The organism is Ancylomarina sp. 16SWW S1-10-2 (assembly GCF_009669305.1).
GTDB lineage: Bacteria > Bacteroidota > Bacteroidia > Bacteroidales > Marinifilaceae > Ancylomarina.
The window spans coordinates 1-432 of sequence record NZ_SADB01000235.1 but is presented as its reverse complement, the minus strand read 5'-3'; the positions used below and the strand labels follow the sequence as shown (position 1 = coordinate 432).

Genomic DNA, 432 nt, shown 5'->3' with positions numbered 1-432 from the left:
AAGCCAATCAAGGCAATGTCTCGGAAACAGCCAGACAACTTAGCATTTCAATGCAAACTCTTTCAAATTGGAATACCAAAGCAAAGGCTGGAACTTTAGCAGGTACAAAACAGTATTCACCTGATCTAAACGCTCTACTCGAAGAAAATAAAAAACTCAAACAACAGCTCAAAATAGCTGAARTGGAACGTGAATTTTTAAAAAAGGCAGCAGCGTACTTTGCCAAAGAAAGTCAGTAAGGTACGCCTATATGAAACAAAAAAGATATTCTTTTCCAATTACCTTAATGGCTCGATTACTTCATGTTTCAGTTTCATGTTTTTATGATTGGCTCAAGAGAGGCGTGAGCAAAAGAACGATTCAACGAAATCAACAGACGATATTGGTGAAAATAGCCCATGAGGAGACAAGGCAGAGCTATGGTTATATTCG

Annotated in this window: 1 pseudogene; it reads left to right on the top strand. The window is 37.8% G+C overall.

Going from position 1 to position 432, the window contains the following annotated elements:
- Positions 1-432 (top strand): annotated as a pseudogene (locus tag EMN46_RS19105) (transposase); the annotation flags it as partial.